The following is a 26,733-nucleotide window of genomic DNA, read 5'->3' as shown; positions in this document are numbered from 1 at the left end:
TCAGGCACCTGTGGCAAGGCTGCGGGATCGGGGCGGGCGGAGAGACAGACATGCAGACCAATGAGCAGATTGAGGCCATCGAAGACTGGCTGATCACCGTTGCGCTCAGGAACTCGACTGTCGCAACGATCCTCGATGGCCTTTGCCAGCGGCTGCGTGCCATCGACGTGCCGGTTGATCGGGCGTTGCTGGCCTGGAATACCCTGCATCCGCTGATCGAGGCTGAGAGCATTTTCTGGCAGCACCAGGCGCCCGTCGCGCATGAAAGCTTCCACCATGAACAGGAAGAAACCGACGAATGGTTGCAAAGCCCGATGCGGTGGCTCTGGAAAAGCGGCGAGCGGCAACTCAGGCTGCGGTTGGATGGCGCCGAGACCGATCCAAGGTTCCCGCTGCTGCGTGAACTGAAAGATACGGGCTTCAGCGACTACCTGATTGTCATGACCCCATTCGAGTTGCCGGCCATCGAAGAGAACCAGGGCAACACCGGCGTGCTGGTGAGCTGGGCCAGTCGCGCGCCCGGCGGCTTCACCGATGTCCATGTTTCCACCATCGAGTATCTGCAGAAGCGTCTGGCGCTGGCCGTTCGCGCGACTGTTCAGGCCCAGATCACACGGACGGTAGCGGAGACATACCTCGGACGCTGGGCCGGGACACAGGTCCTGAACGGCCAGATCCGCCACGGCGACGGGCAGAGCATCGAGGCCGTGATCTTCTACTCCGACATGCGCGAATCGACAGCCCATGCCGAAGCCCTCGGACCGGATCTCTATCTCAGATTGCTCAATCGCTATTTCGAGGCCACCGCAGGCGCTGTGGAAGCGGAAGGCGGCGAGATCCTCGACTTCATCGGCGATGCCGTCCTCGGCATCTTCCCGATTTCAGCGGACGGACTGCCAGCGGCGGCGGCCCAGGCGGTCGCGGCAGCACAAAACAGCGTGACGCGGCTTCAACGGCTCGGCCTCGGTGACCTTGCGACCGGCATGCCGCCGATGCAAGCAGGCATTGCGCTTTCCGTTGGCCGCGTCATGTTTGGCAACATTGGCATCGCCAATCGGTTGACCTTCTCTGTCATTGGGCAGACCGTCCATGCGGCAGCACGCATGGAAGCACTGACCAAGCAGTTGCATCAGGCCGTTCTTCTGACGGAGGATGTTGCCTGCGCTGCGAAGGCTGATACTGACCCGGTAGGCGAGTTTCTTCTGGCCGGCTTCCGCGAACCCCGGCCGCTTTTCGCTCTGCGACTGGCATGATCGGCGGGAGTTCCATGTAAGAGCGCAAATTCCAGGAAGGCCTGCAAGGCTTCCTGGAACTGGGCAGTCAGACGTTAGCGGATCACGACCTTCGCGCCGACCGGCACCTGGCTGTAAAGATGCTCGACGTCTTCGTTCCACATCCGGAAGCAGCCGGACGAAACCGCCTGGCCGATGCTCCAGTCCTCGTTGGTGCCATGGATGCGGTAAATGGTGTTGCCGAGATAAAGCGCCCGCGCGCCCATCGGGTTCTTCGGCCCGCCCGGCATGAAGGCCGGCAGCTTGCGGCCATTCTTGCGTTCACGGACGATCATTTCCGGCGGCGGCGTCCAGCCCGGCCACTCGGCCTTGCGCGTCACCTTCTGCTCGCCGCGCCAGGTGAAGCCGTCGCGGCCGACGCCAATCCCGTAGCGCATCGCCGTGCCATCACCAAGCACGTGATAGAGAAAGCGGTCCTCGGTATCGACGATGATCGTTCCGGGGGCTTCGGAGCTGTTGAAGTCAACGATCTTCCGCTTGAACTTCCGGCGGGCAATCTTGCCGGCGACGTCCGGCGTCATTTTCAGTTCGACCCACTGTTTGGTCACCGGGTCATAGAACTTGTTGTCCGCAAAGGCCTGCGCCGGCGAAACCGGCGGCAAGGCAAGACCCAGGCAAAGGGCAAGAAGTGAAAGACGATATCGTAGCCGCATTGAACCCGCTCGCAAAAGATTTGTCCCGAAATCCGGATGAACCGGCAGACAGGCTTTCGGCCACCACGCCGATTTTTACGGTGGCCTGACCTGTCCGACGGTTTTCCGATTTTATGGTGAACAAAGCATTACGTTTCGTCAATCATGGCTCACGCCCGCAGAAATGCCTCGACATCGGTGCGGCGCGGCAACGGCGCGACCGCGCCATAGCCAGTCACCGACAGTGCCGCCGCCGCATTTGCATAGTGCGCTGCCGCAAAGGCATCATCGGTCCGCAGGTACTCAGCCAGGAAGGCGCCATCGAAAGCGTCACCCGCCCCAGTCGCGTCAACGGCTTTCACCTTGTGGGAGGCAATCCGCTCCCGGCGCTCCCCGGTTGCCACCAGAACGCCGTCGCCGCCCATGGTCAGGGCAACGATCCTCGCGCCAAGACCCAGCAGTTCGTCTACGATCCCGTCCGCATCCTGCGCCTCGCACAGCTTCTGTGCATCATCGAGGCCCGGCAGGATGATGTCGCTGAGACCGATGGTGGCGCGGATGACAGCGCGCGCCCGCGCCAGTGGCCACAGCGCGAGACGCAGGTTGGTGTCATAGGAAACAAGCCGGCCAGCTGCACGCGCGGACTCGACAGCTGCAAACGCAGCATCACAGGCTGACGGCGAGATCGCCTGGCTGATCGCCGAGAAATGCAGGACCTTCGCGCCGGTGATGAGCTCCAGCGGCAGGCTGCGCGGGCTCATCCGGCTCGCGGCCGAGCCGGCGCGGCGGTAGGAAAACGTATGGCCGGCAGGGCCATGGGTGACGAAATAGAGCCCGGTCGGCGCGTCCGGATCCGCCGGCACGGCCGAATGATCGATGCCTTCCGCCGTCCACATGGCGCGCAGGCTCTCACCAAACACATCGGCACCAAGCGCGGTCGCCATGGCGACCTTGAGGCCTTGCCGGGCAGCCGCGACCGCGGTGTTCGACACGTCGCCACCGAAACCGGGGTGGTAGGGGCCACCTGCCAATTGCTGGTTGAGTTCCACCATGGGCTCGCCAAGGCAGACGAGATCGATCGCAGCGGTCATTTGAGGTTCCAGATCATGACAGGACAACACGGCTCACAGCCGGAATGGCCAGACACAGCCATTTAAATCGATTTAGTCCAGTCCGACCCCGCTGTCCATCCGTCCTTTTGCCGGGCAGGTTGAGCAGCTTGCGCAAGTCGCCGTGGCTTTTCTTTGCGTGGCGCGGCAGCTATCAGTGTGACCACATGAATGCGACAAGGACCCCGCCATGTCCAGCCCTGCCACGCCTCTCGTTCCTGCAGCCAATGCCCATCTGCCCTATCACGAGCAGGGCGACGGGTCAGGGGCACCCATCGTTCTGCTGCATGGCTTCGGCGGCGATCACCAGACCTGGCTGAACATCCAGACCGGGTTGTCACCGCGCCGGCGCACCATCGCCTTCGATCTGCCCGGTCACGGCAAGGCGCTCGCCTGGCCACGGATCGGCAATGCCGGCGTCTCCGCCAAGGCCGTGGTGCAGTCGCTGGAGGCAATGAACCTCGCCCCCGTGCATCTGGTCGGGCACTCCATGGGCGGCGCAGTGGCCGCGCTGGTCGCCATGCGCGCGCCGGAGAGCGTCGCGAGCCTGACGCTGCTGGCACCGGGCGGCTTTGGCCGCGAGATCAATGACAAGCTGCTGCGGCGCTACGCCCGGACCGAGAGCGAAAAGGACTTGGAGCCGCTGCTGGAGCAATTCTTTGGCTTTGGCTTCCGCATGCCGCGCCTGTTCGCCCGCCATGCGGCAGAGCTGCGCCAGAAGCCGGGAGCCATCGAGGCCCTGACCACCATCGTCGAGGAAATCCTTGATGGCGATGGCCAAAAGACCATCGAGAAGGCGGCCCTTGCCGATCTCGGCATGCCGGTGAAACTCGTCTGGGGCCGGCAGGACCGTGTGCTGCCGGTGCATCAGGCTGGCGATCTGCCGGGCACCGTCGCCTGCCACCTGTTCGACGGCATGGGCCACATGCCGCATCTGGAAAACCCGCAAGCGGTGATCCGGCTCATTCTCGAAGCCAGCGCGGCGCGATAAGGGCATTGACGATGAGCAACCAATCCGCCCTGCCCGTGCCCACCGTTCCGGGCTGGCACAGCACCCCGGTCGAACCGATTCGCGCCGACGGCCCGCTGGACGCCATCGTCACGGCTGTCTCCGGCTACAGGCCGGCAGACATGGCGGTCTGGTTCAACTCGCTGAAGGCAACAGGATTTGCCGGGCGGGTTTTCGTCGTCGCCTATGACGTAGAGGCCGAGCTGGTGCGCTGGATGGAAGCGCAGGGCGCCGTCGTCTTCACCTATCGCCAGGATGGCACGCGCTACCGTTACAGCCAGCTCGACGAGGAACTCGCCGATCATCTCGACGGCAGCAAGCTGAGGGTCGACAGCCGCTGGACCTGGACGCGCCGCATCCTGCGCTTCCGCGACAAGATCCACGACCGCCGCTTCTTCCACTCGAGCGAGCTGTTGCGTGATCACGCCGAGCGCACGGGCGAGACGTTCCGTTTCCTGGCCTTCTCCGATGCGCGCGACGTGGCGTTCCAGGGCAACCCGTTCGACTGGATCGCCGCCAACCTGCCGGCGGACAAGGACCTGATTGCCTCCGTGGAAGGCATCACCCATGCGGACCCGTGGAACCACCGCATGACGATCAAGGCCTTCGGCAAGCACGCGTTGCGCCGTGTCGCGGGCAAGCCGGTGATCTGCTGCGGCTTCTTCGCCGGCCGGTTCGAGGCGATGCTGGAGCTGATGCTGGCGAACTACTATTTCGACCAGAGCAAGCGCATCGGCGACCAGATCGCCTTCAACCAGCTCCTGTCCTTCGGCGCCTTCGGCCGGATCACGCTGCTGACCGACTGGCAGCAGCCGTGGACCCTGCACGCCTGCACGCTGATGGAACCATCGAAAAGCCCCGGCGCCTTTGCCGATCCGGCCACGCTGCCGCGCTTTGAGGACGGCGTGGTCCTGACCCGCGCCGGCGATCGCTTCGCCGTGATCCATCACTATGACCGGGCCCCGGCGGTCGAGGCCCGGTTCAAGGCGCTCTACGGCACGCCGTGAGCCATCAGGCTGCAGCGGGCAGAAGATCCGCGCGCCAGGGCTCGCCGATCGCCTTGCGGGCCATCATGTGGGAGCGCGGCGAGTTGATGCTGTCGACGGCAATCAAACGGCCCTGCTGCAGATAGGCGACGTAGAACTTGTCCTCGGCCGGTTCGCCCACGGTGACGACCTCGTCATAGCCTTCCGACAGGCCGGCGATCTGCAGCTTGACGTGATACTGGTCGGACCAGAACCAGGGCAGCGGATCATAGTCCACCTCCTGACCCAGGATCGACTGGGCGACGACCTTGGCCTGGTCGATGGCGTTCTGCACACTCTCCAGCCGCACCGAGCGGTCATAGCGCGGCAGGAAGAAGCGGGTGCAGTCGCCCGCCGCATAGATGTCCGGATCGCTCGTCTGCCCGCCGCCATCAACGAGGATGCCATTGTCAGTCTCAAGCCCGGCCGCTTCTGCCAGCGCATCATTCGGTTCCGCACCAACGGCCATCAGCACAAGACCGGCCGGCACCAGACTGCCATCAGCCAGCCGCACGCCGGACACCTGACCATTCGCGCCCTCGATTGCCGACAGGCCCGTGCCGAGACGCAGCTCGACGCCCTTGCCGCGATGCAGGGATTCGTAGAAGGCAGAGATGGCCGGGGAGACAACACGTTTCAGCACACGGTCCTGCGCCTCGATCACAGTGACCGTCTTGCCCATGGCCCGCGCAACGGCTGCGACCTCGAGGCCAATGTAACCGGCGCCGATTACGGCCAGGCGATCATGCCGGCCAAGCGCATCCCGGATCCGGTCCACATCAGCGATGGACCGGAGCGTCAAGACACCGGCAAGATCGGCTCCAGGCACGGGAATGCGGCGCGCCCGCGTGCCCGTCGCCAGCACCAGCTTGCCGTAGGAAACCCGCTCACCACTGGCCAGGACGACAGCGTGGGCGTCCCTATCGATTGCAGCGACCTCGCTCCCGGTGAGGAGATCAACCGACTGGGTCTCGTAAAAGGCAGCGGGTCGCAGCCAAAGGCCTTCTGCGTCCGTTTCACCGGCCAGAAACTTCTTGGACAGCGGCGGGCGCTGATAAGGCGGATGCGATTCTTCCCCGATCAGGCGGATCGAACCGGTGAAGCCACCTTGCCGCAGCGACTGGGCAACCTGGGCACCAGCCTGACCGGCACCAACGATGACGATACTGTCCTGCATGGCCACTCCTGTCATGGGCACGAATTGGAGCATCTCCGACGGGCGAAGCGGCAAAGGGATACCGGAGCCTTGCCCACAAGGCAAAGGGCATCAACCAACTTTACAGCAAGCCGGGGAATACCTGCGCGCAGACAGAGCGGTTCAACAGCATGAAAAACGGCGCGCGACCGTTGGCCGCGCGCCGATTGAAAGACCGATAAAGGGACGTGATGTCAGGCAGCCCGCACGCCTTCGAGGAAACCACGGACTTCACGGCGCAACAGGTTGGCCTGTTCGGAGAGAACCTTCGACAGGCGGTCGACCTCGTCGCCGGATGCCCGCGCATGGCTTGTTGCTGCGACCACCGAATCCATCCGGTTCGCCCCTTCCTCGGAGCGATTGGAGGCATCAGCGACGTTGCGCGAAATGCCCGATACCGCACGGTCCTGCTGCTCGACGGCCTGTGCAACGGCGGAGGCCAGACCATCCATGTCAGCAATGATGTCGCGCACTTCCGAGATGGCCGAAACAGCCCCTGCGGATGCACTCTGGATTGCATCGACCTGTTTGGCGATGTCTTCCGTCGCCTTGGCGGTCTGGTCAGCCAGTTGCTTCACTTCCGCCGCCACGACCGCGAAGCCCTTGCCGGCCTCACCAGCCCGGGCAGCTTCGATCGTAGCATTGAGCGCAAGCAGGTTGGTCTGATTGGCGATGTCGCGGATCAGGCTCATGACAGCCCCGATCCGGTCAGCTGCGTTCGACAGCTCCTGCATGGTCGAGAACGTGCTGTCGGCACCCGCCACCGCGCGTTTCGCCACCTGGGTCGAGCGACCGGCCTGCGAGGCGATTTCCTTGATCGAACTTGCCAGTTCCTCGGTTGCCCCGGACGCCGAAGTTACGTTCTGGGCAGCAACACGGACGCTGTTGCCAGCCTGATCGGCAAGCTCGGCCACTTCGTCCGACGCCGATTCCACCGCGCTGGATGCATTGCCGAGGTCAGCCGATGCCTTGTCGAGACTGTCGAGCGAGCGCTGCACGGCCGCTTCGAAATTGGAGATGATCGTTTCAAGCCGGGCGACGCGGGCGTCTCGCCCTTCGTTTTCGCGTGCCTGTTCGGCGGCCAGCCGGTTGCGTTCGGCCGCGTTGTCACGGAACACCCGGACGGTGCGGACCATGGCAGAGATTTCATCGCGGCCATTGGCTTCCGGAAGGTCGATGTCCGTCTTGCCGGACGCCAGCACCTCCATCGATCCCTGCAATCTGGCCAAAGGCCCGGATATCGAACGGCCAATCATGATCGCGAGCGCCGAAAGAATGATGACCAGACCACCGATCGCCCCAAGGACCACTTTGGCGGACAAGGAGCGGATAGCTGACAGCTCCTTCTGCGCCTCCATGTCCCCTGCGCTTGCCGACGCCAGCAAGGCGTCGATATGCGGCGGCAGCAGGCTAAAGAGATCCTCAGCAAGTGTGATCTTGGTGACGCGCGCCGCAAGCGCTGCGGCGTACTGGTCAAAGGCGGCCTTGTAGGCCGTCATGCTGGTCTCGATCTCGGCCTTGATTTCGTTTGGAATATAGACGCGCCCGATCAGCTTCTGGAAAACAGCAAAGGACTTGTTGAACGCCTCAAGCGTCTCCGGGCTGCCGCCGGACTGTGTGAACCGGCTTTCCGCCAGCTGCACATCCATAACGGTACGCGCCAACTTTTCGAAGTCGGACGCGCCGCCGAACTTCAATTCGTCATCGATACGGCCCTTCGCCTTCCCCGACAGGGTGCTGAGCTGGGCACGCAGGCCGGAGGCCGCGTCGAAGCCGATCTCGGACTGCACGCCATGCAACTCGTTGAAGGACCCGACGATACCGTCAAGCGTATCCGCAAGGTCCCCGGTCTCGGCTGTCAGGGCCTGGGCGGCTTCCATTTGCCGGACTTTCTGCAGGATTTCCACCGTATCCGCATGTCCGGCGAGCAATGACTGGTGCAGACTGTCCGAAGGTTCAACCAGATAGGCCTTCTCAAGCAGCCGGAGATGATCGGCAGCCTTCAGCAATTGATAGGTCTCGCGGGACAGGTCCGCGTTGCTCTCCGACGCTCGGAATGCGCCATCCACACTTGCCTGGCTCCACCAGAACACGGAAGCGACCGCGATCAGACCAAGTGTCGAAATCAGGCTGAGAACAACAATCCGGAACCTGACCGTCATGCCTGCGAGAAGACCATTGCCTGCGGGCGAGGAATGGGATTGCAAAGCTTTGCTCATTGGGCGAAACCCTACTGGCCTGTCCGTTCTGGCAGGCGATCACCTTTCCCAGACCATGGCGCCAGAGCGGTTAACAGCGGCTCAACACGCTACGGCAATTTCAAGTCCTGAACCGCCCAAATTCTAGTCAGTTTGGATTGAACTCAGGCAAGACCGAGCGGAATGCGTCCGTGCGAAAGCCAATTCTTGCAGCTATTGCCCCTGGCTTGTTTGTCCTCCTGTGGTCGACTGGCTTCATTGGTTCAAAACTCGGCGCACCCTACGCTGATCCCTTTGTCTTTTTATCTTTGAGATACATCGCCGTACTGCCTTTCCTGCTTCTCATTGCAGTGGCTGGCCGATCGCGTTGGCCCGGCAACCCGCTGGCCATCGGACATTGCATCGTCACTGGCATGCTCGTTCACGGGATTTATCTCGGCGGTGTGTTCTGGGCGATCGACCGCGGCATGCCGGCAGGTGCCAGTGCCCTGATGGTCGGATTGCAGCCTGTTCTGACAGCGCTTGCCGCCGGATGGTTGCTGAAGGAGCGCATTGGTCCGCGTCACTGGGCCGGCATGGCCGTCGGCTCTGTCGGGCTGATCCTGATTCTCGGTCCGAAACTTGGCCTCGACGGTTCAGGCGTGACCATCGCAACCGTTTCGGCGCTGGTGGCAGCCGTCCTCGCCATGAGCCTCGGCACCGTCTATCAGAAGCGGTTTGTCCCGGTGACTGACCACGTCACCGCCACTGTGTGGCAGTATGTCGGTGCGCTGATTATCTCGCTGCCCTTGACACTTGGCGAAAGCTGGCAAGTCGAATGGAGCCCGCAGTTCATCTTCGCGATGGCCTGGTTGGTGCTGGTGCTCTCCATTGGTGCGATTCTGCTGCTGATGTATCTGATCCGTGCGGGCGCCGTAGCGGAAGTCGCATCGCTTTTCTATCTCGTGCCTGTGGCCACTACAATCGAAAGCTACTTCCTGTTCGGTGAGACGCTTGCGCTGATCCAGATTGCAGGCATGGGACTGGTGGTGGCGGCAATCCTGCTCATTCGTCGGAAACAGTCTGCTGTTCCACCCGTCGACGCTGCCTGATCCGGCGCGCCCGCAGAAGTGACGCATTGAGTTCGCCGCCCGCCAGCAGGGCAAGGGCGACGATATACAGGAACACGAGCGCAGTCATGACGCCCGCCAATCCGGCATAGGTCGAGACATAATTGGCGTAGCTGGCCAGGTAATAACCAAAGACCGCGCCCGACCCGATCCACAAGACGAGGGTCAGCAGGACCCCGGGCAGGATATCGACCAGCCGCCTTCGTCCCGCCGGCAGGACGAGATGCACGACCAGGAGCCCGACAACGCTCAACAGCCCGGCCACAACGTAGCGCGCGATATGCAGCCCATCGAACCAGGGGGCAAGGGCCGGAGCGAATCGCAAGGTCGCGGCAATCACCAGCGGCGCGAGAACGATCAACACCGTGAAGGCGATCAGGGCCACAGATCCGAGCACCACGACGACCAGCGCCTGCAACCGCAGCAGCAGAAAGTTCCGGGTCTCCACGATCCGGTAGGCGCGGTTGAGTGCGACCCGCACCGCACTGACGCCATTGGAGGCAAACCACAGGGCCGCGATCACGCCGAAGGTCAGAAGATCTCCACGCGGAACCGTCAGAACCTTGTTGATCTCGCGCGCCACCGGAGCTGCCACAGCGTCCGGCCAGGCATCAAAGATGAGCTTTGACACCTCTGTCGCGGCCTCGCCGAAGCCGAGAAAACCAGCCAGCGCAGCAATGAAGATCAGAAAGGGAAACAACGCAAGCAGCGTCGAAAGGGCGACATGGCTTGCCATGGCCCAGCCGTCATCCGTGCTGAAATGCCCGAACGCATCCGCAAGGACGCGAAATGTCTCGCGCAAGAGGCCGTGAGAGATCGGTTTCGCCATCATGCCTCCGGTGTCGCCCGAAGCCCTGAACACGTCAACCCTTTCACTCGGCAGCCGCCAGCCCATCAGACCGTCAGCCAAAAGACTTACATCCACTCCTCTCGACAAAGCGTAAGGTGCAACGCAACATGCTTGCCGGATTGCGACGCAGCAAACAACAAATGCAAAGGGAAAACCCATGACGACAGCCCTGAACCTCGCCGGGGCCAAGGCCAGCGCCACGGAGAATCTCACCGACCTGACCCGGGATGCGGTCAACGCGATCAGTGCCCTGGTCGACACCGCCATCCGCAATGTCCGGGGCAAGGTGAGCCTTGAGGGCAGGATCTCGTCCGAGCTCATGGACACCGAGCAACGCGCAACACATGGGCTTGCATGGTTTGCGACCTATGGCGAGGCCTTGCGGCAACTGGATGCCTACGCCGCGCGCCTCTCCGCCGAAGGCCGCTACGGGGAGATCGAGGAGCTGATCGTTCGTCTCGGCTTTGCCGAGTATCTCGCCCAGATCCTTGGCGGCATCCCGATGAACCAGGGCGAATTCGTCCGCCTTGCCGACCTCGGCCTGACGCCCCAGGACATCGCCTTGGCCCGCGTCCCTGCCGTTGACCTGCTGATCGCGGATGGCAACACGCCAGCCCTTCGTGCCCGCCTTGCCGAACTGATCCGGCTACAGGCCGGCCGCTCGACCTTCGGCGACTGTGGCCTCGACGAGACGCTGGAACAGATTCGCGGCGAAATGCGCCGCTTCGCCGAAGACAAGGTGACGCCTTTCGCCCATGAATGGCATCTGAAGAACGACTATATCCCACTGGACGTGATCAGCCAGATGGCCGAACTCGGCGTCTTCGGCCTGACGATCCCGGAGGAATACGGCGGGCTTGGACTTGGCAAGGAAAGCATGTGCGTTGTCTCGGAAGAGCTGTCGCGCGCCTACATTGGCGTCGGTTCGCTGGGCACCCGCTCCGAAATTGCCGGTGAACTGATCCTGTGCGGCGGCACGGAAGAGCAGAAGCAGAAGTGGCTGCCGCTGATCGCCTCCGGCGAGATCCTGCCGACGGCCGTCTTCACTGAACCCAACACCGGATCGGACCTCGCCTCCCTGCGCACCCGCGCAGTGCTTGACGGCGACGTCTGGAAGGTCTCCGGCAACAAGACCTGGATCACCCATCCTGTGCGCGCAGATATCATGACCCTGCTGGCCCGCACCAACCCGGACGAGGCAGGCTACAAGGGCCTGTCGATGTTCATCGCGGAGAAGCCGCGGGGCACCGACGAGGACCCGTTCCAGGCCGAAGGCATGTCCGGCGGCGAGATCGAGGTGCTCGGCTATCGCGGCATGAAGGAATACGAGATCGCCTTCGACGGCTTCGAGGTGAAGGCGGAAAACCTGCTTGGCGGCGAAACCGGCCAGGGCTTCAAGCAGCTGATGCAGACCTTCGAGGGTGCCCGCATCCAGACAGCGGCGCGCGCCTTGGGTGTCGCGCAGGCCGCCCTTGATCTTGGCCTGCGCTATGCCGAGGAACGTATCCAGTTCGGCAAGGCCCTGATCAATTTCCCGCGCGTCTCGGACAAGCTGGCGCTGATCACGGCCGAGCTGATGATTGCCCGCCAGCTGACTTACTTCTCCGCCTGGGAAAAGGACTCTGGCCGGCGCTGTGATCTCGAAGCCGGCATGGCGAAGCTCCTCGGCGCCCGCGTCGCCTGGGCGGCCGCAGACAATGCGCTGCAGATCCACGGCGGCAACGGCTTTGCGCTGGAGTACCAGATCAGCCGCGTGCTGTGCGATGCCCGTATCCTGAACATCTTCGAGGGGGCAGCGGAAATCCAGGCCCAGGTCATCGCCCGCCGCCTGCTCGAAACCCGCGCCCTCGACTGAGGCGATTTAACCCGCGCCAAGGCGCAACTCAGGCCGCCGCTGGACCCCCAGCGGCGGCTTTTTCAATTCATCGCCATCACCAGCCAGAGCGAAATCATCGGCACGCCGGTCAGCAGCGCCAGACGCAGGATGTCCATGATCCAGAACGGGGTAACACCTTTGAAGATCGTCTGCAGCGACACATCCTCAAGCACGCTACGCAGGACAAACACATTCAGTCCGACCGGCGGCGTGATCAGGCTGATCTCCGTGACAACCACCACCACGATGGCGAACCAGATCAACACCAGTTCCGGGTCAGACAGGAGCCCGGGCCCGAAGTCGAGGCCGGCAACCATCGGATAGAAGACCGGGACAGTGAGCAGCACCATCGACAGGCTCTCCAGCACGCAGCCGAGCAGGAGATAGATCGCGATGATCGCCAGGATAACGACCCAGGGGCTGACGTCGAGCCCCGAGACGAACTCCGCAAGTGCATCGGGCAGACCGGCAAAGCTGATGAAATTGGTGAAAATCTCTGCCCCGATGATCAGAGCGAAGATCATGGCCGTCGCCCGGATGCTTTCACCAATGGCTTCAAGCAGTGCCTTGCCTGTCAGGTTCCCGAACAGCGCCGACAGCGGGATCGCCGCCCCTGCTCCGATGCCGGCAGCTTCGGTCGGCGTGAAGAACCCGCCGTAGATGCCGCCCATGATGATGGCAAACAGCAGAAGCAAGGCCGCAACACCAAGTGCATCCCGGCGCGTCAGCGGCACTGGCTTGGAGCCTGACGGCGCAAGTTCCGGCTTGACCCAGACCGCCAGTTGAACAGCGAGCAGATAGAACACAAGGCCCATCACGCCCGGAACAACCCCGGCAATGAACAGCTTGCCGATATCGGATTCCGTGAGCAAACCATAAATAATCAGAATCACACTCGGCGGGATGAGAATGCCGAGCGTACCGCCGGCGGCAATGGATCCGGCTGCCAGGCTGTCCGCATAACCATACTGGCGCATCGAGGGCATCGCCACCTTGGACATGGTGGCGGCTGTGGCAAGCGACGAGCCGCAGACGGCCGAAAAGCCGCCGTAAGCCATGATCGAGGCCATCGCCAGTCCGCCCCGCATCCGTCCGGTGGCAAGGTTGGCTGCCGCGAACAGCCCGTGACTGACACCAGACCGCGCCAGCACATTGCCCATGAAGATGAACAGCGGCACCACCGACAAGGAATAGGCAAGCCCGGTATCGAAAACCAGCGTACCGGTCATCGACATGGAGGCGTCGAAGCCGCGCATCACTGCAAAGCCCGCCATTCCAACCAGCGCCATGGCAAAGGCGACGGGAACGCGCAGGAAGATGAGAGCAAGCAGAACGGCAAAGCCGATGAGGGAGGCTGTCATGGCAATGTCCGTCAGGATTGATAGGGCAGGCGCAGGCGCAACAGGCAGATGAGGCTGCTCAAGGCGCAGGCGGCAGCCGCCAGATACCCGAGCGGTGCCAGCGGCAGGGACAAGGAATCCGTGACCGCCCCGTCGGTTTGCAGGTTCACGGCATGCACCAGCACGCGCCAGGCAAACAGCCCGAGTACGAGACCGCAGACGAGATCCGCAAGACGCTGCATGACCGCCCGCACGGACTTGCTCGCGAACATCTCGACAAGGTCCACATCGACATGCTCGCGCCGCGCAGTGGTTACCGGGAGCGCAACAAAGATCAGCGCAGACAAGAGAACTTCCGTCAGTTCATAGGCACCGGCGAGAGGCCGATTGAACCAGTAGCGCGCCACCACGTCGATGCAGGTGACCAGCGTCAGCGCAAGCAGCATTGCACCGGCAGCCCCGGTCAGCACGAGTTCGAGGATGGCGGAAAAGGTCCGGCGCGAACGCCGGACCGCAGAAGGTTGGTGAGCCATGGGGTGCAGGGCTTAGTAGGTGACGCCAGAGATCTGGCGCATCTTCTCAAGCGCAGCCTTGCCGTCAAGGCCCTGCGCGCTGACCTGCGCCGCCCAGGCGGCCTCATACTTGGCGGCACTTGCCTTGATGGCATCCATGACAGCCGCGTTGGCCGAATGCAGCTCGATCTTGCTGGAAGCCAGCAGATCGGCCCCACCGGCATCCGCTTCATCCCAGACCTTGCCGGCCCGCTCGGCAAAAGCAGGACCTGAGATGATCTCGATGGCCGCACGATCCGCATCACTCAGGCTGTTCCACTTGGCTTCGTTCATCACCAGGAACCATGAGGTGTTATAGATCCCGCCAGGAACTGCCATCGTGTAGGACAGATGATCGGACAGCTTGAAGGCCTGCAGCGCTTCCATCGGGAAAGTCACGCCGTCGATGACGCCGCGTGACAGCTTTTCATAGACTTCACCCGGGCCCATGAATTGGGTGGTCACGCCCACGTCCTGCATCAGATCGGCGATATAACCACCTGGCGTGCGCAGCTTGAGCCCCTTGAAGTCCTCAGGCTTCTCGATCTTGATCTTGTTGTTGTGGATCATGCCCGGACCATGTGCAAACACCGAGAGCAGCTTGGTGCCCTTGTGTTCTGAGGCCGCATCCAGATCGCCGGTATAGACTTCCCAATAGGCCCTCGAAACCGTCACGGCATCATTGCCAAGGAACGAGAACTGGCCGACGCGCGAGCGCAGGAAGCGGTCGTCATTGGTGAAGGAATGCAGGCCATAGGTGATATCGGCCACGCCATCCTTGGCCATGTCGAAATGCGCCGGCGGCGCTCCGAGCGGCTTTGCAAGGACGCGGATCTTCACCCGGCCTTCGGTCGCCTGTTCCACCTCAGCGGCCCAGGGCTTGATCGCATTCTCGACCAGCGGATGTTTCGGCGGCAGCCAGGACGACAGAACAAGTTCCGTTTCCGCATGCGCGGCGGTCATGCTGAACGCCATCGTCAGAACAGCGGAAATCAATCCCGCACGCAGGGTGTTCGCCTTCAGTCGCATGTGAATTCCCTCCCAGGCGCAAATTCGTTGCGTCTGTAACCTTTCAGGAAAGACGGCGCGCGTCAAGGTGTCGCTGATCGGCTATTCGGCCAGAGATACTGTCGCACTGAAAAGATGCAAAGCATTCAGGCGTTCAAGAGAAACCTCAAGTATGTCGCTCAAGCAGGGCCTGAAGTAATCCCTGCATCAAGGCCGCCTGCTCTGCCGCTGTAGAGACGTGATAAAGATTATACCCAACACTGACATGATAATAGAAGGCAAGGACACCTTGGGTCAGAACAGCAATATCAGCTGCAGACCTGAGAGCATTCCGCTCCGAAAGAATTGAAAGCCCACGCATCACCTTTGCCTCCATACCGAAACAGGCATCGAGGAACTGCCGGGTGTAGGGCCCGTCCTTTAACGTCGACTGGACCAGGAACAACCGCGCAAACTCCGGATTCTCCCGGTAAAGCGCGAGCCAGGGCGCCAGTAACCGCGCCATTTCAATGCTGGCTGATTTCCTGGCCGGGTCTTGCGCCAGTGCCTCAACCTCCGCCTCCATCGCCGTGCTCAGGTTTTCCAGCTGCTCCAGGTGCAACGCGATCAACAGGCTGGCCTTGTCCGCGAAATGCGCAAAGACGGTTGCCTTGGCGACACCGGCCTCGCTTGCGATCACATCGACGCTGGTTGCATCAAACCCTTGCTCGACGATCAGGCGGCTGGCGGCCTCGAGAATCCGGCGGCGCGTCGCCAGTGTCCGTTGCTGCGGCTTCCCCGCCATTCGTTCTCCACGGGGATGCTCACCCCACGCCTCTAGTTATTGACCACGGTCAGAATATCATCTAACAACCTTGACCACGGTCAATAAATGCCATCCTCGTCCCGGACCCGACCCGTCCGCGCAAACTGGAGATGAACAATGAGCAAGCGGATCGTCATATTGAGCGGCCATCCCGGAACCAGCAGCTTCTCCGCCGCTCTTGCCGAGGCCTATGCCGACGGGGCCAGAGCAAACGGGCATGAGATCCGCGTCCTGAACCTTGGCGCCATGCAGTTCGATCCCAACCTTGCTGAAGGCTACAACCGCATCCAGCCGCTTGAACCGGATCTGGTTTCCTTCCAGGACGCGCTGACCTGGTGCAATCATTTTGTCATCGCCCATCCGCTATGGTGGGGAAGCATGCCGGCCAAGTTAAAGGGCCTCTTCGACCGCACGCTGCTGCCAGGCTTTGCGTTCAAATATCAGGACAACAGCCCTTTCCCGGCCCAACTGCTGAAGGACCGCAGCGCCGAGGTGTTGGTGGCCGCTGACACGCCGGTCTGGTGGCTGTATCTTGTGCTGCGCGCGGGTGGATACCGGGCCATGAAAAGCCAGATCCTTGGATTCTGCGGCTTCAAACCGGTCCGCTTTCATACATTCGCGCCCTTGCGCGGCTCATCACCCGAAAAGCGGCAAAGCTGGCTGGACAAGGCGCGCAAGCTCGGCGGGAAAATCTGAGGTCCGTTGCGAAGCCAGGTCGGACCTCCCATATGCCGCATCAAGACGCCGGACGGCAGGATTGCCGAACCGGGCAAAACCAGGAGGAACCGTCATGACCGCAGGCGTGAATGATATGGGCTTCGACCCGGAAATCCTTGGTCCGGAGCTTGGCAGCGAGGAGCAGAAGATCCGCAGCCTGCGTCAGCGCCTGCTGGCGACAGCGAGGCGGGCCGCGCGTCAGGTGCCTTTCGTCGAGGATGTCATCGCCGGCTATTATTGCGCGATGGACCCGGCAACACCGGTCAAGGTGCGTGCAACGGTCCTGGCGGCACTCGCCTATTTCGTCCTGCCTTTTGACATGGTGCCCGATTTCATCGTCGGCATCGGCTTCGGGGATGATGCAACGATCCTGCTCGGCGCCCTGGCCATGGTCGGCACGCATATGCGGCCCGAACACCGGGAAGCTGCAAAGGCAGCGCTGAAGGACAAGCAGACGCTCTGACTGGTCGTCAGGCACCCTGCTCCGGGCGATGCCAGGTCCCCGACAGGCGTCCTGCAACCAGCCAGTAGATCGCACCGGCGACGAAACCGGCGGCAAGAGCAATGGTCGTGCCGGGACGCAGAGCCGCATTGTCGCCCGCGTTCCCGGCGCTGGTCTCGCCAAACCCCCAGATCACAAAGGCAATCAGCCCGCCAATGGCGATGTGATAGACGGCGCTGCGCCAGCGAAAGCTTTCCGCCAGAACGATGGCAAAACAGGCGGGAACAAACGCCAGCGCTCCAATCAACGCCGAAGAAACAAGGCCTGCCGCAATCACGGCAACCGCCACACCCGGCTCACTGTCTGCGGTCAGGGCCTGGAAGAAGCCGAAGACCAGGAACACGCCTGCCCCGACGAGGGCGAGAATAAAGCCGAGCACAATCCGCACCGCCTGCAGGGCAAACCCCGAACCGCTCACCATCGCATCACACCCTGTCAACGTTGCATTGATGGCAGATGGATAGCCGGTCAGGCCGCGAGCGGAAAGGCCTCCTCGACCAGGTAAGGGCCGCCGCCAATACTCGCACGTGACGAAAACAGCACGAACCGCCCAGCTTTGAAGGCTGGCGCCTGGAAGTCTCCCCGCTCCATCAGCCAGCGCGCCACATCCTCATTGCTGGCGGTCTTGCAGCGGGCAATCGTAACGTGAGGCATATATTTGCGCCGCTCCGGCGCAAGCCCAAGCCGCTGCAGGATGCGTTCCTGCTCGGCCTGCAACTCGGCCAGTTGCGGCGTCGGCTGAACCCTCGCCCAGACGGCATGCGGCTTGCCGTTGCCGAAGGACCCGAGTCCGCACAGCCGGATCTCCACCGGATCGCGGCGCACACGCGACAACGCATCAGCCACCTCGTCCGCCGTGCGGTCGTCGATGTCGCCAATGAAACGCAGGGTAATGTGATAGTTTTCAGGATCGATCCAGCGGCTGCCTTTGAGGCCACCACGGAGCATGGACAGGTGCAGCCCTGTCTGGGCAGGAAGTTCAAGACCCGTAAACAAGCGCGGCATCGGGCGGATCCTCCGCTGTCGCTGACGGGATCATTCAGTCCGCATCTTGCCGCAGTGCGCAAGAAAAATCGCAAGATTTTGAAATCACGCCGATTTTCATCACATGCGCCCTGCAAACCCCAAAAAGAAGGGCCGGAACGGTGCCAGATTGATTCGGCTTTTGCCGTCAGGCACCAAATCGGGCCGCAACAGGACGGAGCCCCCGCCCCTCCGGACGGGACGAGAGCTGCCGGTTCGCGCCTCGGCTTACGGACAGGGATTGCCGTGCAACTGGTGCAACTCGTCGATCCGCGCCAGGACGTCTGCGGACAGCTCCAGGTCCGCCGCCCCAAGCGCCACGTCCAGCTGTGCCATGCTGGTCGCGCCGATGATGACGCTGGTCACGAAGCTGCGCGACAGGGCAAAGGCAATCGCCATCTGGGAGGGATCAAGGCCGGCGTCCCGGGCGAGATCGACATAGGCATTGATCGCCGCTTCACCGCCCGGCTTCTCATACCGCTGCAGCCGGTTGAACAAGGCCTTGCGGGATCCTGCCGGCAGGGCACCATCGCGGTACTTGCCGGTCAGATAACCCTGCCCCAATGCGGAATAGGCCAGAAGACCAACGTCCTCGCGCAAGGCGACCTCTGCCAGTCCGCTCTCAAAGGTACGGTTGACCAGATTGTAGGCGTTCTGGATCGACACCACCCGTTCCAACCCGCGCATCTCCGCCGCCTTCACGTAGGACATCGTCCCCCAGGGGCTCTCGTTCGACAGGCCAAGGTGACGCACCTTGCCCGCCTTCACCAGCGCCGTCAGCGCCTCAAGCGTCTCCTCGATCGGCGTCTCATCGGCAACCGGTTCCGGATCAGCCCAGCGGGTCGGATTGGAGCCGAACCCGGACACGTTCCGGTCGGGCCAATGCACCTGGTAAAGGTCGATGTAGTCGGTCTGCAGGTTGATCAGGCTGCGATCAACCGCCTCGTTGATCTGGGCCGCGGTCAGGCGGCCTTCCGCACCATCCTTGCGGAAATGCGTCATCTCGGAACGACCCACCACCTTGGTCGCAACGATCACCTTGTCGCGCAGGCCCCGGGCCTTCAACCAGGTGCCGATGATGCGTTCGGTGCGCCCTTGCGTCTCCGGACGTGGCGGGATCGGGTAGAGTTCGGCTGCATCGAGGAAATTCACGCCGGCAGCAAAGGCGCGATCAAGCTGGGCATGACCTTCCGCCTCGGTGTTCTGCTCGCCGAAGGTCATGGTTCCAAGGCAGATTTTGCTGACCGCAACATCCGTGCGGCCGAGACGGCGAAGGTCCATCGGTGTGTCCTGATCAGGTCTGACAAGAAGGCAGGCGGATCCGGTCTGTCGGACCATGCCCGTGCGGGAAAGGAAGGAGAGTCAGATCGGCGGCCTACCGGGTCCGCGCGATCAGCTCCTCGACAAGCGGTAGCATACGGGCGACGATCACCGAAACCCCCTCGCCGGTTGGATGCATGCCGTCAGCAAGATTGAGTTTCGGGTCCATTGCGACCCCGTCGAGGAAAAACGGATAGAGCAGCGCATCATGCGCAGCGGCGATCTCGGGAAAAATCGGGTCAAAGTTGCTGGCATATTCCTCCCCCAGATTGCGCGGCGCCAGCATGCCGGCGACCAGAACCTTGACCCCGCGCGACGTCAACCGTGCCACGATGGCCTCGAGATTGGCCCGTGTCGCGGCCGGATCAATGCCCCGCAGCGCATCATTTGCGCCCAGTTCGACAATCACGGCATCCGCCGTCGGCGGCACGGACCAGTCGAGACGGGACAGCCCGCCAGAAGACGTATCACCAGACACCCCGGCATTGATCACGGAAATGTTATGCCCCTTTTCCCGCAGGGCCTGTTCCAGCTGGCTTGGAAACGCTTCGTTCGGCGGCAGCAGGTAGCCAGCCGAAAGACTGTCGCCGAGCACCACGATTTCCACGGCTTCGCCGCCTGCTGCGGCTGGTGCGCTGCTTTGGGCAAAGGCTGCGGACGGCAGGAAAGCCGCAACGGCTGTCACAATCAGATACAAGAACAAACGCATGGCGGTCTGGATCGCTCCCTGATTTGGCCCCATATGCTGGCGCACGATGCTCTCGGCACATGCACTATATAGGGATGACCATGACGTCTGGACCAGCCATCACTCTCAAGGACGTTCACCTGACCCTTGGCGAGGGCGCCGGACGGGTCCACATCCTGAAAGGCATCAGCCTCGACATCCAGACCGGATCTTCCGTTGGCCTCGTTGGCCCATCCGGCTCCGGCAAGTCAACATTGCTGATGGTCATGGCCGGGCTGGAGCGTGCGGACCGGGGCACTGTTGAAGTCGCGGGCACCGACCTGACGCCGATGGGCGAGGACCAGCTTGCCCGCTTCCGTGGCCGCAACGTCGGCATCATCTTCCAGTCCTTTCACCTCGTGCCGAACATGACGGCGCTGGAGAATGTGGCCGTACCACTGGAACTGGCTGGCGACCGGCAGGCCTTCGACAAGGCCCGCGCCGAACTCGAAGCCGTCGGCCTTGGTCACCGCCTCGGCCATTATCCGGCACAGATGTCCGGCGGCGAGCAGCAGCGCGTTGCCGTCGCCCGCGCGTTGGTCGTCGAGCCGGCCATCCTCATCGCCGATGAACCAACCGGAAACCTGGACGCTGCAACCGGCGACCAGATCATCGACCTGATGTTCGCTGCCAAAACCCGGCACAACACGACGCTGGTGCTCGTGACCCATGACCCGGCCCTGGCTGAGCGCTGCGACCGCGTCGTGCGTCTCCGCTCCGGCGAGATCGAGAGCGAACAGGCCGGCTCTCCCCAGCCCGCGAGGCAACCGGCATGAGCGCCTTCGTTCCTGCTCCGGAACCGGCCGGCGGACTGCGGCTGGCACTGCGCTTTGCCCTCAGGGAGCTGCGCGGCGGCCTGAAGGGCTTCTACATTTTCATCGCCTGCATCGCCCTTGGCGTTGCCGCCATTTCGGGTGTCACTTCTGTATCCCGCGCCATGACCGACGGGATCGAGGGCGAAGGCCAGACCATCCTGGGCGGCGACATTGCGTTCCGGCTGATCCATCGCGAGGCCGACACCACTGAGCGCGCCTATATTGAAAGCCTCGGGCCGACCTCTCGCGTCGCCACCCTGCGCGCCATGGCCCGCAAGCCGGACGGCAGCGATCAGGCCCTTGTTGAACTGAAGGCCGTGGACGGCGCCTATCCGCTCTATGGAACATTCGCCGTAGAAGGCGGCGGGACCCTGGCCGAGAAGCTGGCGGCCGGACCTGATGGTGTGCCTGGCGCACTGGCCGATGCCTCGCTGCTGGCCCGGCTCGGCATTGCAGTCGGTGGCAGCCTGTCCCTTGGCCGCAGCATGGTTCGTGTCACCGGTGTCATCGCCTCTGAACCGGACAAGCTGTCCGAGGGGCTCGAGTTCGGCCCGCGCCTCCTGCTGTCGGACAGCGCCCTGCCCGCGACCGGACTGGTGCAGCCTGGCAGCCTGGTCAACTGGTCCTACCGTGTCCGGCTTGCCCCCGGCACGTCCGATGAGGCCACCCGCGCCCAAATGAGCGAGGCAAGGGCGAAATTCCCCGATGCCGGCTGGCGCATCCAGTCCCGCGCCAATTCAGCGCCCGGCCTGCAACGCAACATCGAACGCTTTTCGCAGTTCCTGTCCCTGGTCGGCCTGACTGCCCTGGTCGTCGGCGGCGTTGGCGTTGCCAACGCGGTCCGCGCCTTTCTCGAGACAAAACGCGAGGTCATCGCCAGCTTCAAGTGCCTCGGCGCAACCGGCAACCTGGTGTTCTCGATCTACCTGATCCAGGTGATGCTGATCGCCGCCATCGGCATCGGTATCGGCCTTGTGATCGGCGCGATCCTGCCCTTCGTCGCCAGCGCTGCGCTTGCCGGCGTTTTGCCGATCCAGCTGGTCATGTCGGTCTATCCGGTGGAGCTTGGTCTTGGTCTTCTTTATGGTTTCCTGACCGCCCTCGCTTTCGCCCTCTGGCCCTTGGGCCGCGCCCACGACATTCCTCCGACGGCCCTGTTTCGCGATCAGGTGGATGCAAGGCGCAGCCAGCCGCGGCGCCGCTATCTGGTGGCCACCGCGATTGCCGCGCTGAGCCTTGCTGCAATCGCGATCCTCCTGGCCCATGACAAGCGCATCGCGCTGGTCTACGTCGGCTCGTCGGCGGCCTCGTTCCTTCTTTTGATTGCGGTGGCGCGTGGCATCATGATGCTGGCCCGCCGTGCGCCGATGGTCCGCTCCACCGCCCTGCGGCTCGCCATCGCCAACATCCATCGTCCCGGTGCGTTGACCCCCTCGGTGGTTCTGTCGCTCGGTCTCGGCCTGACGCTGCTGGTGGCCCTCGCGCTCATCGACGGCAACCTGCGCCGCGAACTCAACGCGACGCTTGCCGAAAAGGCCCCGAGCTTCTTCTTCATCGACATCCAGAGCGGCGAACGGGATGCGTTCGAGGCCCTGCTCCGGCAGGAAGCGGCGGATGGCAAGATCCAGAGCGTTCCCATGTTGCGCGGGCGCCTGACCAAGGTGAACGGTGTGCCCTCCGATCAGGTGACGGCCACGCCTGATGCCGCCTGGGTGCTGCGCGGCGACCGGGGCATCACCTATGAGGCGAGCCTGCCCGCCAATTCCAAGCTCGTGGAGGGGCAATGGTGGAGCGCGGATTATAGCGGAGAACCGCTCGTCTCCTTCGACGCCGAACTGGCAGCGGGCCTGGGGCTCAAGATCGGCCAACCCATCAGCGTCAACGTCCTCGGGCGTGAAATCACCGCGCGTCTGGCCAACACGCGCACCGTCGAGTGGCAGAGCCTTGCGATCAATTTCGTCATGGTGTTCTCACCCAACACCTTCGCCGGTGCGCCGCATGCGCATCTCATGACCGTCACCTGGGATCCCGATGTCAGCACCGAACGGGAACTGTCCCTGCTGAAATCAGTGTCTTCCGCCTTTCCAACGGTCACTACGATCCGGGTGAAGGACGCCCTGTCGCAGGTGAATTCGATTGTCGAACAGCTTGCACTGGCGATCCGCTCCGCCTCCTCGATCACGCTGATTGCAAGCGTGCTCGTCCTTGCCGGTGCCCTGGCTGCCGGCAACCGCAGCCGCATCTATGACGCAGTGATCCTGAAGACGCTCGGTGCCACACGGGCCAGACTGATCTTCGCCTATGCGCTCGAATACGCCATACTCGGCCTTGCAACCGCCCTGTTCGCGTTGGCCGCAGGGGCCGCTGCGGCCTGGTATGTCATTACCGGGATCATGGGCGGCAGTTTCACCTTGCTGCCAGCCACAGCCGCAGGAGCCGTGTTCGGGGCATTGATCCTGACGGTCGGATTTGGCCTGATCGGTACATGGCGGGTGCTTGGCAAGAAGCCCGCCCCGGTGCTCAGGAACCTCTGAGCCCGGAGCATCGGCTCACATGGACAATCTGTAATGGTTTTTTCTGAAGGACCGTCTTGTTCAGGTAACGTATTTTTCCCATATTCCATGGCAAACGAGTTTGGAGGCCTCCGCCTCCACGTTGCCAAAAGGGGATAAGTTACATGTCGTCGTTCGACCGGAACAACCAGACGCCCTACGCGGTCGCCGGCCGCTACGCCGATGCCGGCATTGACCAGGGCCTGCGCTCCTACATGCTGGGCGTATACAACTACATGACCATCGGCCTGGCCATCACCGGCCTGTTCGCCCTTGGCGTTGCCAATTTCGCCGTGGACTCATCGGGTCAGCTCACCGCACTCGGTGAAGCGATCTACCTCAGCCCGCTGAAGTGGCTCGTTATGCTGGCGCCGCTCGGCATGGTGATGTTCCTGAGCTTCCGCATCCAGTCGATGAGCGCCGCCACCGCGCAGATCACCTTCTGGGTCTATGCCGCCGTCATGGGCGTGTCGCTCTCGTCGATCTTCATGGTCTACACCGGCGGTTCCATCGCCCGGGTGTTCTTCATCACAGCCGTGTCCTTCGGTGCGCTCAGCCTCTTCGGCTACACCACCAAGAAGGACCTGTCGGCCTGGGGTTCGTTCCTGTTCATGGGCCTGATCGGCATCGTGCTGGCTTCGATCGTCAACATCTTCCTGGCCTCCTCGGCCATGCAGTTCGCGATCTCGGTCATCGGCGTGCTGGTCTTCGCGGGCCTGACGGCCTATGACACCCAGCAGATCAAGGAAATGTACTACGCTGGCGATGACAGCGAAGTGGCTGCCAAGAAGTCCATCATGGGTGCCCTGCGTCTGTACCTCGACTTCATCAACCTATTCCTCATGCTGCTGCAGCTGTTCGGCAACCGCGACTAAGCAGCAGCATCAAACAGAAACGCGAAAAGGCCCGGGCACCTGCCCGGGCCTTTTTATTGCATGACAGTCTCCACCCTCAGGCGTCCACCAGCCGCAGGCGTTTCTTGTCCAGAACCTTGAGCACGGAAGCCAGTTCATGGCCACGCTTCAGGATCATTCCACCGGACGCAATCACGCTGTAGGCCCCCTGGCGCCGGGCCAGTTTCGGATCCTTTTCGATGCGATATAACGGCATTTCACTGGAGCGGCGAAAGACGGAAAAGACGGCCTTGTCCTTCAGCAGATCGATGGCATAGTCACGCCATTCGCCATCGGCCACCATGCGCCCGTAAAGCCGCAGGATCTGGTCAAGTTCACGCCGGTCGAAGGCCACGATCGGGCGTGCAGGGGGCGCCGGGGACACGGCGAGCGGGATGGCACTGGTCCGCTCGCCGCTGCGTTCGGATGCTTCGGTATCGCACTCGTTCATGACGCCTCCTGCTGCCGAGCGCAGTCGCCCGTAGGGATCTCCACGACCTGGCAGTGGCTTCTCGGGCCAGCAAGGCGCGTGTCACGTGTCTGTCATGATGCCCTGCTCAGCGAGACCTTGGCAACCCTCGTTGAGTCTAGCCGTCAAACCGATCCGCCAGCTCAAAAATCTTGCTTTTGCCTCATTTGAGCCCTGCACCGGCCAAATTGGCTCTCCATATTTTCATCATCCCCGTCCGGTCCGGACAGGATTGGTCCTCGGTACGCATCAGCCCCCCAGCCCCCCGAGGCTCAGACCAATCCGGACAAAAGTGCTCGCGTGCGCGGGCGGGGCACCTGAAGGGCCGGCCTTGTCGCCGGCCCTTTTCATGTTCGCAGACCGGTCGCAACCGCAGACTTGAGCCCGGGACATGCCATTGCCCGAAGCCGGATCACCTGCGCGCAACGGAAAAACACCCGACTGCAGCACCCTGACGCAAGGTTCCTTTTGCGACTTGCAGCCGGTTCTGTATCATCTCCCCATGAGAACCCATCTCGTCGAAACTCGTCCGGCCCGGCATACGGATGCAGCAGCCCTTGCTGACGTTCATGCCGCCGCTTGGCGCGGTGCTTACCGCGGCCTTCTCGACGGCCTGGACCTCGAACGACTGGTCACCAACCGCTCTCCGCGCTGGTGGGCGGATGCCCTGTCCAGGGGTGTCAGCATTGACCTTCTGGAGGTCAGCGGTGAAGTCGCGGGTTATGCCACCTCCGGCCCCTGCCGGATGCGCGGCCTGGCATCGGCTGGCGAGATCTATGAACTCTATCTTCATCCCCACTATCAGGGTCTCGGCTTTGGCCGGCAGTTGTTCGAAGCCACGAGAGCCAATCTCGAGGCCAAGCGCATGGCGGGTCTGGCCGTCAGGGTTCTGGGTGAAAACACGCCTGCCTGCGGCTTCTACCGGGCCATGGGCGGCAAGCTGGCAAACCGGACCTGGCACAGCACCGGTGGGCGCAAGCTCGAGCTTCTGATCTACTGCTGGCCCGCCCGCCCGGGCTGAGCGACCCGCTCGACGACTCCAGATTTCATTCTTTGCTCATCCGGCACCTAGGCTTTTCGTTGCAACGCAGCACTTGCCCCTTGCGCGCGGCAACGCGGGCTGCAATAGACCTGCGCACCAACTCAAGGAGCAATCCCATGCGTATTGATGCCGTGCCGATTGGCAAGAACCCGCCGGAAGAAATCAACGTCATCATCGAAGTCTCCGTCGGTGGCGAACCGATCAAGTACGAGATGGATAAGGCCGCAGGCGCGATGTATGTCGACCGGTTCCTGTACACCCCGATGCGATACCCGGGGAACTACGGCTTCGTTCCGCACACCCTGTGCGGCGATGGCGACCCGATCGACGTGATCGTCGCCAACCAGCGTCCGATCGTGCCGGGCGCGATCATGAGCTGCCGCCCGATCGGCGTGCTGATGATGGAAGACGAAGGCGGCATGGATGAAAAGATCATCGCCGTGCCCAGCTCGAAGCTGACCAAGCGCTATGAGAAGGTACAGTCGGTCGCCGACCTGCCGGACATCACCATTGCCCAGATCAAGCACTTCTTCGAGCACTACAAGGACCTTGAGCCAGGCAAGTGGGTGAAGGTGACGGGCATCGAAGGCCCGGAAGTCGCCCGCAAGATGATCGTTGAGGCAATCGAGCGCGCCAAGGCCGAAGAAGCCAAGTAAGCGCTTCCTCTTTTCGAA

At 62.7% G+C, this 26,733-nt stretch carries 26 protein-coding genes; 12 read left to right on the top strand and 14 right to left on the bottom strand.

Going from position 1 to position 26,733, the window contains the following annotated elements; translation table 11 throughout:
• The first annotated feature begins 50 nt into the window (after positions 1–50).
• Positions 51–1,253 carry an adenylate/guanylate cyclase domain-containing protein gene (locus tag C8348_RS13245; protein ID WP_106753806.1) on the top strand — a complete coding sequence of 401 codons (1,203 nt, stop codon included), beginning with the start codon at positions 51–53 and terminating at the stop codon, positions 1,251–1,253.
• Between the two features lie 74 nt (positions 1,254–1,327).
• Here the strand turns inward: C8348_RS13245 and C8348_RS13240 are convergent, their stop codons facing one another.
• The gene (locus tag C8348_RS13240; RefSeq protein WP_106753805.1) at positions 1,328–1,945 is read right to left on the bottom strand and encodes a L,D-transpeptidase; all 618 of its coding nucleotides are present in this window, start codon (positions 1,943–1,945) and stop codon (positions 1,328–1,330) included.
• A gap of 149 nt (positions 1,946–2,094) precedes the next feature.
• Positions 2,095–3,015 (bottom strand): sugar kinase, encoded by a 921-nt coding sequence (locus tag C8348_RS13235; protein ID WP_106753804.1) that lies wholly within the window; start codon positions 3,013–3,015, stop codon positions 2,095–2,097.
• A 208-nt stretch (positions 3,016–3,223) separates the two neighbouring features.
• Here C8348_RS13235 and C8348_RS13230 point away from each other — a divergent pair, with 208 nt between their 5' ends.
• Positions 3,224–4,024, top strand: coding sequence for an alpha/beta fold hydrolase (locus tag C8348_RS13230; RefSeq protein WP_106753803.1), 801 nt, complete (start codon positions 3,224–3,226; stop codon positions 4,022–4,024).
• An 11-nt stretch (positions 4,025–4,035) separates the two neighbouring features.
• Positions 4,036–5,049, top strand: coding sequence for a hypothetical protein (locus tag C8348_RS13225; RefSeq protein ID WP_106753802.1), 1,014 nt, complete (start codon positions 4,036–4,038; stop codon positions 5,047–5,049).
• Positions 5,050–5,053: 4 nt separating this feature from the next.
• On the opposite strand, the gene C8348_RS13220 is transcribed toward C8348_RS13225, so the two are convergent.
• Positions 5,054–6,244, bottom strand: a complete 1,191-nt coding sequence (locus C8348_RS13220) for an NAD(P)/FAD-dependent oxidoreductase (protein WP_106753801.1) — start codon at positions 6,242–6,244, stop codon at positions 5,054–5,056.
• Positions 6,245–6,456: 212 nt separating this feature from the next.
• Positions 6,457–8,481 (bottom strand): methyl-accepting chemotaxis protein, encoded by a 2,025-nt coding sequence (locus C8348_RS22415; RefSeq protein ID WP_244294005.1) that lies wholly within the window; start codon positions 8,479–8,481, stop codon positions 6,457–6,459.
• A 170-nt stretch (positions 8,482–8,651) separates the two neighbouring features.
• Between C8348_RS22415 and C8348_RS13210 the strand changes: the two genes are divergently transcribed.
• Complete coding sequence (locus C8348_RS13210) at positions 8,652–9,551, top strand: DMT family transporter (RefSeq protein WP_244294004.1); 900 nt, start codon at positions 8,652–8,654, stop codon at positions 9,549–9,551.
• On the opposite strand, the gene C8348_RS13205 is transcribed toward C8348_RS13210, so the two are convergent.
• Positions 9,505–10,398, bottom strand: coding sequence for a YihY/virulence factor BrkB family protein (locus tag C8348_RS13205; RefSeq protein ID WP_106753850.1), 894 nt, complete (start codon positions 10,396–10,398; stop codon positions 9,505–9,507). The two genes, C8348_RS13210 and C8348_RS13205, sit on opposite strands and share 47 nt — an antisense overlap.
• Before the next feature lie 178 nt (positions 10,399–10,576).
• On the opposite strand from C8348_RS13205, the gene C8348_RS13200 reads away from it, so the two are divergent.
• Entirely contained in the window at positions 10,577–12,274 is a 1,698-nt protein-coding gene (locus C8348_RS13200; RefSeq protein WP_106753800.1) for an acyl-CoA dehydrogenase family protein, read from the top strand.
• Between the two features lie 62 nt (positions 12,275–12,336).
• On the opposite strand, the gene C8348_RS13195 is transcribed toward C8348_RS13200, so the two are convergent.
• The 4 genes from C8348_RS13195 to C8348_RS13180 form a co-directional block, all read right to left on the bottom strand.
• The gene (locus C8348_RS13195; RefSeq protein WP_106753799.1) at positions 12,337–13,656 is read right to left on the bottom strand and encodes a TRAP transporter large permease; all 1,320 of its coding nucleotides are present in this window, start codon (positions 13,654–13,656) and stop codon (positions 12,337–12,339) included.
• Between the two features lie 11 nt (positions 13,657–13,667).
• Complete coding sequence (locus C8348_RS13190) at positions 13,668–14,168, bottom strand: TRAP transporter small permease (protein ID WP_106753798.1); 501 nt, start codon at positions 14,166–14,168, stop codon at positions 13,668–13,670.
• Between the two features lie 12 nt (positions 14,169–14,180).
• The gene (locus tag C8348_RS13185) at positions 14,181–15,215 is read right to left on the bottom strand and encodes a TRAP transporter substrate-binding protein (RefSeq protein ID WP_106753797.1); all 1,035 of its coding nucleotides are present in this window, start codon (positions 15,213–15,215) and stop codon (positions 14,181–14,183) included.
• Between the two features lie 145 nt (positions 15,216–15,360).
• Complete coding sequence (locus C8348_RS13180) at positions 15,361–15,978, bottom strand: TetR/AcrR family transcriptional regulator (RefSeq protein ID WP_106753796.1); 618 nt, start codon at positions 15,976–15,978, stop codon at positions 15,361–15,363.
• A gap of 138 nt (positions 15,979–16,116) precedes the next feature.
• Here C8348_RS13180 and C8348_RS13175 point away from each other — a divergent pair, with 138 nt between their 5' ends.
• Together C8348_RS13175 and C8348_RS13170 are read left to right on the top strand one after the other, a co-directional pair.
• The gene (locus C8348_RS13175) at positions 16,117–16,695 is read left to right on the top strand and encodes an NAD(P)H-dependent oxidoreductase (protein ID WP_106753795.1); all 579 of its coding nucleotides are present in this window, start codon (positions 16,117–16,119) and stop codon (positions 16,693–16,695) included.
• Between the two features lie 94 nt (positions 16,696–16,789).
• Positions 16,790–17,179, top strand: a complete 390-nt coding sequence (locus C8348_RS13170) for a YkvA family protein (RefSeq protein WP_106753794.1) — start codon at positions 16,790–16,792, stop codon at positions 17,177–17,179.
• Positions 17,180–17,186: 7 nt separating this feature from the next.
• On the opposite strand, the gene C8348_RS13165 is transcribed toward C8348_RS13170, so the two are convergent.
• The 4 genes from C8348_RS13165 to C8348_RS13150 form a co-directional block, all read right to left on the bottom strand.
• On the bottom strand, positions 17,187–17,639 hold the full coding sequence (locus C8348_RS13165) for a translation initiation factor IF-3 (protein WP_106753793.1): 453 nt from the start codon (positions 17,637–17,639) through the stop codon (positions 17,187–17,189).
• Positions 17,640–17,686: 47 nt separating this feature from the next.
• Positions 17,687–18,223, bottom strand: coding sequence for an RNA 2',3'-cyclic phosphodiesterase (gene thpR, locus C8348_RS13160; RefSeq protein ID WP_106753792.1), 537 nt, complete (start codon positions 18,221–18,223; stop codon positions 17,687–17,689).
• A gap of 246 nt (positions 18,224–18,469) precedes the next feature.
• Positions 18,470–19,522 (bottom strand): aldo/keto reductase, encoded by a 1,053-nt coding sequence (locus C8348_RS13155; RefSeq protein ID WP_106753791.1) that lies wholly within the window; start codon positions 19,520–19,522, stop codon positions 18,470–18,472.
• A gap of 94 nt (positions 19,523–19,616) precedes the next feature.
• Complete coding sequence (locus tag C8348_RS13150; RefSeq protein ID WP_106753790.1) at positions 19,617–20,270, bottom strand: arylesterase; 654 nt, start codon at positions 20,268–20,270, stop codon at positions 19,617–19,619.
• Positions 20,271–20,350: 80 nt separating this feature from the next.
• Here C8348_RS13150 and C8348_RS13145 point away from each other — a divergent pair, with 80 nt between their 5' ends.
• The 3 genes from C8348_RS13145 to C8348_RS13135 all read left to right on the top strand — a co-directional run bounded on the left by C8348_RS13145 (position 20,351) and on the right by C8348_RS13135 (position 24,530).
• Positions 20,351–21,064 (top strand): ABC transporter ATP-binding protein, encoded by a 714-nt coding sequence (locus C8348_RS13145; protein WP_106753849.1) that lies wholly within the window; start codon positions 20,351–20,353, stop codon positions 21,062–21,064.
• Positions 21,061–23,637 (top strand): ABC transporter permease, encoded by a 2,577-nt coding sequence (locus C8348_RS13140; RefSeq protein WP_106753789.1) that lies wholly within the window; start codon positions 21,061–21,063, stop codon positions 23,635–23,637. The genes C8348_RS13145 and C8348_RS13140 overlap by 4 nt, the downstream gene beginning before the upstream one ends.
• A gap of 143 nt (positions 23,638–23,780) precedes the next feature.
• Entirely contained in the window at positions 23,781–24,530 is a 750-nt protein-coding gene (locus C8348_RS13135; protein WP_106753788.1) for a Bax inhibitor-1/YccA family protein, read from the top strand.
• 76 nt (positions 24,531–24,606) lie between these two features.
• Here C8348_RS13135 and C8348_RS13130 read toward each other — a convergent pair whose 3' ends face one another.
• Positions 24,607–24,999, bottom strand: a complete 393-nt coding sequence (locus C8348_RS13130; protein WP_106753787.1) for a DUF2794 domain-containing protein — start codon at positions 24,997–24,999, stop codon at positions 24,607–24,609.
• A 520-nt stretch (positions 25,000–25,519) separates the two neighbouring features.
• On the opposite strand from C8348_RS13130, the gene C8348_RS13125 reads away from it, so the two are divergent.
• Positions 25,520–26,038, top strand: a complete 519-nt coding sequence (locus C8348_RS13125; protein WP_106753786.1) for a GNAT family N-acetyltransferase — start codon at positions 25,520–25,522, stop codon at positions 26,036–26,038.
• 137 nt (positions 26,039–26,175) lie between these two features.
• Positions 26,176–26,715: an inorganic diphosphatase gene (gene ppa / locus C8348_RS13120; RefSeq protein WP_106753785.1), complete on the top strand. Its 540-nt coding sequence runs from the start codon at positions 26,176–26,178 to the stop codon at positions 26,713–26,715.
• Positions 26,716–26,733 lie beyond the last annotated feature (18 nt).

Source organism: Pannonibacter carbonis (assembly GCF_003012935.1).
In the GTDB taxonomy this organism is placed as follows: domain Bacteria; phylum Pseudomonadota; class Alphaproteobacteria; order Rhizobiales; family Stappiaceae; genus Pannonibacter; species Pannonibacter carbonis.
Note: the sequence above shows the minus strand (reverse complement) of the source record. Positions and strands in the feature narration are given on the sequence as shown.

Coding starts and splice junctions, on each gene's coding strand:
- C8348_RS13225 (WP_106753802.1), top strand. CDS start 4,036: ATGAGCAACCAATCCGCCCTGCCCGTGCCCACCGTTCCGGGCTGGCAC.
- C8348_RS13175 (WP_106753795.1), top strand. CDS start 16,117: ATGAGCAAGCGGATCGTCATATTGAGCGGCCATCCCGGAACCAGCAGC.
- C8348_RS13205 (WP_106753850.1), bottom strand. CDS start 10,398: ATGGCGAAACCGATCTCTCACGGCCTCTTGCGCGAGACATTTCGCGTC.
- C8348_RS13195 (WP_106753799.1), bottom strand. CDS start 13,656: ATGACAGCCTCCCTCATCGGCTTTGCCGTTCTGCTTGCTCTCATCTTC.
- C8348_RS13140 (WP_106753789.1), top strand. CDS start 21,061: ATGAGCGCCTTCGTTCCTGCTCCGGAACCGGCCGGCGGACTGCGGCTG.
- C8348_RS13220 (WP_106753801.1), bottom strand. CDS start 6,244: ATGCAGGACAGTATCGTCATCGTTGGTGCCGGTCAGGCTGGTGCCCAG.
- C8348_RS13165 (WP_106753793.1), bottom strand. CDS start 17,639: ATGGTGAGCGGTTCGGGGTTTGCCCTGCAGGCGGTGCGGATTGTGCTC.
- C8348_RS13240 (WP_106753805.1), bottom strand. CDS start 1,945: ATGCGGCTACGATATCGTCTTTCACTTCTTGCCCTTTGCCTGGGTCTT.
- C8348_RS13155 (WP_106753791.1), bottom strand. CDS start 19,522: ATGGACCTTCGCCGTCTCGGCCGCACGGATGTTGCGGTCAGCAAAATC.
- C8348_RS22415 (WP_244294005.1), bottom strand. CDS start 8,481: ATGAGCAAAGCTTTGCAATCCCATTCCTCGCCCGCAGGCAATGGTCTT.
- C8348_RS13130 (WP_106753787.1), bottom strand. CDS start 24,999: ATGAACGAGTGCGATACCGAAGCATCCGAACGCAGCGGCGAGCGGACC.
- C8348_RS13185 (WP_106753797.1), bottom strand. CDS start 15,215: ATGCGACTGAAGGCGAACACCCTGCGTGCGGGATTGATTTCCGCTGTT.
- thpR (WP_106753792.1), bottom strand. CDS start 18,223: ATGCCGCGCTTGTTTACGGGTCTTGAACTTCCTGCCCAGACAGGGCTG.
- C8348_RS13145 (WP_106753849.1), top strand. CDS start 20,351: ATGACGTCTGGACCAGCCATCACTCTCAAGGACGTTCACCTGACCCTT.
- C8348_RS13170 (WP_106753794.1), top strand. CDS start 16,790: ATGACCGCAGGCGTGAATGATATGGGCTTCGACCCGGAAATCCTTGGT.
- ppa (WP_106753785.1), top strand. CDS start 26,176: ATGCGTATTGATGCCGTGCCGATTGGCAAGAACCCGCCGGAAGAAATC.
- C8348_RS13245 (WP_106753806.1), top strand. CDS start 51: ATGCAGACCAATGAGCAGATTGAGGCCATCGAAGACTGGCTGATCACC.
- C8348_RS13230 (WP_106753803.1), top strand. CDS start 3,224: ATGTCCAGCCCTGCCACGCCTCTCGTTCCTGCAGCCAATGCCCATCTG.
- C8348_RS13125 (WP_106753786.1), top strand. CDS start 25,520: ATGAGAACCCATCTCGTCGAAACTCGTCCGGCCCGGCATACGGATGCA.
- C8348_RS13180 (WP_106753796.1), bottom strand. CDS start 15,978: ATGGCGGGGAAGCCGCAGCAACGGACACTGGCGACGCGCCGCCGGATT.
- C8348_RS13235 (WP_106753804.1), bottom strand. CDS start 3,015: ATGACCGCTGCGATCGATCTCGTCTGCCTTGGCGAGCCCATGGTGGAA.
- C8348_RS13200 (WP_106753800.1), top strand. CDS start 10,577: ATGACGACAGCCCTGAACCTCGCCGGGGCCAAGGCCAGCGCCACGGAG.
- C8348_RS13150 (WP_106753790.1), bottom strand. CDS start 20,270: ATGCGTTTGTTCTTGTATCTGATTGTGACAGCCGTTGCGGCTTTCCTG.
- C8348_RS13190 (WP_106753798.1), bottom strand. CDS start 14,168: ATGGCTCACCAACCTTCTGCGGTCCGGCGTTCGCGCCGGACCTTTTCC.
- C8348_RS13135 (WP_106753788.1), top strand. CDS start 23,781: ATGTCGTCGTTCGACCGGAACAACCAGACGCCCTACGCGGTCGCCGGC.